At 33.0% G+C, this 5,273-nt stretch carries 11 protein-coding genes; all 11 read right to left on the bottom strand.

All coding sequences use genetic code 11. The features are described from left to right. Positions 1-21 precede the first annotated feature (21 nt). Complete coding sequence (locus HMPREF2628_RS01920) at positions 22-315, bottom strand: hypothetical protein (protein WP_070842171.1); 294 nt, start codon at positions 313-315, stop codon at positions 22-24. Positions 316-372: 57 nt separating this feature from the next. Beyond that, positions 373-591, bottom strand: a complete 219-nt coding sequence (locus tag HMPREF2628_RS01915) for a hypothetical protein (RefSeq protein WP_070842170.1) — start codon at positions 589-591, stop codon at positions 373-375. Between the two features lie 49 nt (positions 592-640). After that, positions 641-1,012: an immunity 22 family protein gene (locus HMPREF2628_RS01910; protein WP_070842169.1), complete on the bottom strand. Its 372-nt coding sequence runs from the start codon at positions 1,010-1,012 to the stop codon at positions 641-643. A gap of 94 nt (positions 1,013-1,106) precedes the next feature. Further along, positions 1,107-1,505, bottom strand: a complete 399-nt coding sequence (locus tag HMPREF2628_RS01905; RefSeq protein WP_070842168.1) for a hypothetical protein — start codon at positions 1,503-1,505, stop codon at positions 1,107-1,109. 157 nt (positions 1,506-1,662) lie between these two features. After that, positions 1,663-2,226: a suppressor of fused domain protein gene (locus HMPREF2628_RS01895; protein WP_070842166.1), complete on the bottom strand. Its 564-nt coding sequence runs from the start codon at positions 2,224-2,226 to the stop codon at positions 1,663-1,665. Positions 2,227-2,247: 21 nt separating this feature from the next. After that, the gene (locus HMPREF2628_RS01890; protein WP_306806760.1) at positions 2,248-2,580 is read right to left on the bottom strand and encodes an HNH/ENDO VII family nuclease; all 333 of its coding nucleotides are present in this window, start codon (positions 2,578-2,580) and stop codon (positions 2,248-2,250) included. A 221-nt stretch (positions 2,581-2,801) separates the two neighbouring features. After that, positions 2,802-3,494 carry a hypothetical protein gene (locus tag HMPREF2628_RS01885; protein WP_070842165.1) on the bottom strand — a complete coding sequence of 231 codons (693 nt, stop codon included), beginning with the start codon at positions 3,492-3,494 and terminating at the stop codon, positions 2,802-2,804. Between the two features lie 19 nt (positions 3,495-3,513). Then, entirely contained in the window at positions 3,514-3,864 is a 351-nt protein-coding gene (locus HMPREF2628_RS01880; protein WP_257375267.1) for a hypothetical protein, read from the bottom strand. A gap of 7 nt (positions 3,865-3,871) precedes the next feature. After that, positions 3,872-4,024, bottom strand: coding sequence for a hypothetical protein (locus HMPREF2628_RS01875; protein ID WP_218970027.1), 153 nt, complete (start codon positions 4,022-4,024; stop codon positions 3,872-3,874). A 97-nt stretch (positions 4,025-4,121) separates the two neighbouring features. After that, positions 4,122-4,577 carry an SMI1/KNR4 family protein gene (locus HMPREF2628_RS01870; RefSeq protein ID WP_070842163.1) on the bottom strand — a complete coding sequence of 152 codons (456 nt, stop codon included), beginning with the start codon at positions 4,575-4,577 and terminating at the stop codon, positions 4,122-4,124. 197 nt (positions 4,578-4,774) lie between these two features. Continuing rightward, positions 4,775-5,227 carry a hypothetical protein gene (locus HMPREF2628_RS01865; RefSeq protein ID WP_070842162.1) on the bottom strand — a complete coding sequence of 151 codons (453 nt, stop codon included), beginning with the start codon at positions 5,225-5,227 and terminating at the stop codon, positions 4,775-4,777. Positions 5,228-5,273 lie beyond the last annotated feature (46 nt).

The raw sequence follows: 5,273 nt of genomic DNA, 5'->3' as shown, positions 1-5,273 counted from the left end.
TCTTCGGTTGAAGGCCATTCATCATTTTGTAGCTAAACTGGCTAGTTGAATACTTTCTACTAGTTTAGCACCATACGTCGTGCCTATGACTGCCGCCTTGACTTCACCGATGCCTATAAACATGGAGCCGATTTCTCCAATGTATTCGCCATACTTGAAGAAATCGCCACTGGCGAGGTCTGTCTTGAGTTGATGAACAATTTGATCCCGGACCTGTTGGTAAGTAGTATGGAGTTCACGGACTGGCTCAACATCTTGAAAAGCATGTCCCAAGCCAGTCTGATCTAAAACGTAACCTGCCGTAACTTTTCCCATCACCAACAGATTATCTGCGATACCTTTCAGATATTGCTTGATCCATTCGGAGGTCTTCTAACCAGTAAGCACATTAAAATAAGCTATAGCACTGATACCAGCCAATTGGCCTGAATCGACCGCACCGATAGCTATCGCAGAAATACCACTTCCAATACTTCCAATCACACCTTCACCTAGTAAAAGTGTTTCTCTTAGCACAGGAATAGGAAGATTCCGTGTGCCCTCAACGACATTGCCCCACCAGGAGCCAATCTCATTCGAGCGATCCTTCAACCAATCTTAGATGGGATGATGATGTGCCAAAATTCCTTATATGCTACGCTTAGTAATCGTATTCTGCGATACCAATAAACTCTAATGACCCAGAACCATTGTTACTTACTTTTAATTCTTCTTTAGAATAATCAAAATCATAAATCAAAACAATTGTATTATAGGTTGATGATATTTTAGGAAACTGCATAATAATCTCTTCATCGTATGAGAAACCTTCAAGCAAAACATCAATATTATTTTCAGAAACATCAACCCAATCTTTTTCAACTAAATCTCTATCGTAGTACGACAAATGAAAGTCTGTCTCAAATTCTGAAGAAACGCTATCCCCATCCTCTTTATATGAAATTTTGAAGTATTCTTGAAATTCTTCTTGACTGGCAAAATTACCAAGCCATAACGATACTTTTTGTTTCATTTTTAATACCTTCTCAATCCTTCTAGTAAATTTAAAATTCCATTTTTCATTCTTTGACTTGCCCATTTATTTAAGAGGAATCAATATCTATTCTTCAATCTCCAAATTCATTTTCTTCGTCATCCAAGACTACTTCCCCTGAACTTTCCCATTCTTCTTTTATTATTTCGCCACTTTGATACATGAAGTTTTCATTCAATTCAACTAAAATATCATCAAAGTCATCAAAACAATCGATTATTCCCCTAATTCCAGTTAATAGATTATAGAAAGCAATAGTGTAATCTGAATTCTCTGAAGAGGAAATTGTAGTAATGTCTATCTTGTTAAACAATCTTAATCCTTCATAAAAACGATCTTCATATTTTTTTAGAAAGATATTTATCGTATTGTCTATATCTCTGATACTTTCTTCTCTAAGTAGCACACCTTTATTATTCTCATTAAGAATAATCAATCGTTTCATTACATCTTTTAACTCTGAACTAATCATTTTAATCTCCTCCCAGAAGCTAAATTAAATTTTTTACTATTAGAAGTTCCATCAAAATTAAGAACATCCTTTACTTTACCTCTTTTATTGGATACCTCAAAATGATCTTTATGCCGACCATCTAAGTACAACTTATCTCCTTTTTTCAAAATATCATCTAAATCACAGGACTACGATTTAAATCATAAATATCTATTTGTTTTTTTTCAAATAACATTTCTAATTTTTGATACCCATTCTCAACAAAAAAATGATACTCCGACTCAGAAATCGGAACTGCAAACAACCAAGTTACATATTCATGATCAAATTCCAAATCGTGCAACTCCCATAAAAATGGGATAGTCAATAACATGTGCTTCATATTAGAATCTAGATAATAATTATCTATTGCATTTAAAAATACAGTCCCTGGCATACAAGTTGACGATCCATCCATCACTTTAAAAGCACAGTCACTTATTATATTTGGAAACAAATCATTCCTACTATCTGTTGAACCAATAATTTCTGCTCTTAAAGATTTATCATCTATCTTTTTGTTCAAAGTGTACTCTGATAACCCAACAGTTGAGTAAGAAGATACGTGTTCAATTGGAGAATCATCACCACAAAATATGTCAATTTCTTTTCCAGATTCATCTTTAAATGCATATACTCTTGGAGTACCGCCAACATTATCTAAAAGCTTTCTAGCTATCTCTTTTTTATCATATTCCATAGTACGTTCCTTTCTTCAAAATCATGAACCAAAATAAAAATCCATCTTATCTTCACCAATATGACTTCTATTAGATTCTGGTAGCTCTGGTCTATAGCTATTGGGATTATTATATTCGTCTAAAAATTGTTTACGAGTTATTTTTCTATCAGCCGCACTTTGTTGGTGTTTTCTAAATCCATGTCCCAGTTTATGTCCCATATCCCAAGGCTCCTCAATATCCATTACCTTTTTAGTAATAGGATCTTTGACAACACCTTGTTCATCCTTAGCTTTATCCCAGACAGTTTCCTTTGCATTCTTCCTATAACCTGATGGACGCTTGTAAAGTTTTTTCTCTAAACAGGAGTGTATCTTTCACTCCTTGACGGTAAAATCATCTAACGCTTTATAGGATATCGAAGATAGAGTATAGGATTTAACCATTATTTCATCCCTATGAAGAGAGATGTAAGATTTCAACTTACTAAATAGCTCATTATAAAAAGTTTTTTCAATAAATGACTCAAGGAATTTATCACTCATAAATAGACTCTCCCATTAAACTTTCTAATACTCTTAGCCTCTATAAAAACTTACTCAAAACCAATTACTGTCCACTCATCAATATAATTCCAAAAATTTAAACCTCTTTCAGGCAAATCCATTTTAGACCATAAATAAGCTCCGTTTTCTAATTTAGAATCTATATCCAATACGATATAGTCTCCCATACCATTACTAAAAAATGTAAATAATGCTTCAAGATTAAAATCTATTTGCTTGATATATTCCCATTCATACAAGGATACTGGCTCTATATTTTTGACGGGATCCAATCCCATACTTTTACTTCTATAATCATAAAAACCATTATGAATATTTGTGTAAAAGTTTACTATTGAGCTGTCCAATGACACAAACAAATCTCCGAATTTTTCCCTTAATTCATCGACTGAGACTGCTTTCTTACCTTCATACAGAAGTCCATCTTTATTATCATAGGATGAAATTGTATACAGTATAGAGTATTCACCATTGTAGAAAATCAAGTCAAGCCGAAGCAAGTATTCATCTAGATAGGAAATTGTATTAGACAATTCTGCTGATACAAATTTCTTCCATTCTGTAAGAAGTATGCTTTTTCTTTCTTTTAAGTCATCAGAAAGAAAGATTTTTTTCCAAAATTGCGGAATATCTGCCGATAAGATTTTAGAGGTTTCTTCTATAATCTCCACTTCAGAATTTGATAGTGTATACTGGCCCAAAATATTTGATAAATTATTCATAATTACTAACCTCTATTATTTAATCAAAAGAATCAATTAAATTTTGCAAAACAACTTCCAATTCTCTTTCCTTGGCTATCATAGCACTTTTAAAATCTGCAGAAATAGGTATATTTTCTTTTACATATCTAGTCCACTCGCTGTAACTCTTCGAACCTTTAGATGTGTTTGCTGTTTTGCTCAATCCGATAAAATTCTCTTCATAATTTAGAACATCGAGTTTTTGTTTTAGCGTCAATTTTTTGAAGCCTTCCATTTTTGTAATCCTATCCATTGAAACAATATGGTCGGCTTCTAATCTTTCTCCAATTTCTATAATCTTACCAGGAATATCTAGATTGGGCATAGGTAACTGGATATCTTTAATCACATTATTTCTAATATTTCTGGATGGTGTCATTCGTTCCTTGCAAGTCACGCTTCATCCATTCTGGAGTTTGGCCACTTGTCAGGCGATTGACGCCATAAATACTAGCAATGCCAATGATCTGAGTCAAATCTACAGCTCCGATGGCAGTCTCTGAAACCATACTTCCAGCTGAACCAATAAAACCTTCCGCAAACAGGAGTGTATCTTTCAAGTCCTGTGGAATAGGCAGATTTCGTGTGCCCTCAACGACCTATTCACTAATTTTCTACCATACTTAAAAACTCACTAAATGAGTTTGCCAAAAAATAAGCATTCACATCATCAGTAGATGATTCAAATTCATATGTATCATCATAGTAATAAATTCCCCTATTTTCTTCATTACTAAGCCAGAACACTATGAAGCCATGTTGAATAGTGTCCCCAATAATGATTGAATTTGGGAATAAATCATCCCGATACTCACTAGTCCACTGTTCGATATCTGCATTTTTTATATTCGTTTCAACACCGAACATTACATCAATATTAATTTCTTCACTAATTTGAGAAATTCTTACTAAATTTTTATATTTATAAGCTGTATTTCTACCACCATTTTCTTGTAATAAAAATCTTTTATAATCTTCTGGTAAAACTACTTCAAATTTATTTTCTAATATTGAAATCGCTTCTTCATTGGCAAATCCAAACCTATCAAGCTTCATTGTCATTTTTATTTATTTCCTTTCATAATTGATATACCACCTCGATGAGTTATAACCCTATCAACCGCTTGCAACGTTATTCCATCTTGGTGATGATGCCAAGTATTACCAATACCTGCATCTCCTACCTTAGCTCCGCAATATCTACATAAAATCCCATTAGCCTTTCTCTGTGTTTACATACGGCTCGTAAACACTAGCTTTTATGTGATTAATTTCGATTTTTCTTCCTGTATCCAAGCTTCAAAAACATCTGATACTGATAAATCTTCATTTTTTTCATACATTGCATCGTATATGTAATTGCTTTTAAGACTATTATTTTTCACATCATATACCAATCTTATTTCAGTAGGTACCTCTTTAGAGTTCTCTTCAAAGAGTACTTCTATCTTTTCCGCATCCTCTATTCCATATTCTAATAGCGAGAATTGGATATCATCTGAATCATTAATTTTTTCTGACAAATACTCATTTACATCACTTTTCTCAGAAATGAATCCACCAATTTTATAAAAAACATCAAAAGAAACTAAACCTTCCTCTAAAACCACATATATATAAACTGTCTCTGCTTTATTTTCTACATACTCGAGTGATAAAGAAATCATATCAGATTGAATATCCATCAATTGATCTTCGAATACTCTATTCATACTAACTACCTCTCATTCCTACTATCTGTTGAACCAATAATTTCTG

It is taken from the genome of Streptococcus sp. HMSC063B03 (assembly GCF_001836965.1).
Classification (GTDB): Bacteria; Bacillota; Bacilli; order Lactobacillales; family Streptococcaceae; genus Streptococcus; species Streptococcus pneumoniae_F.
Note: the sequence above shows the minus strand (reverse complement) of the source record. Positions and strands in the feature narration are given on the sequence as shown.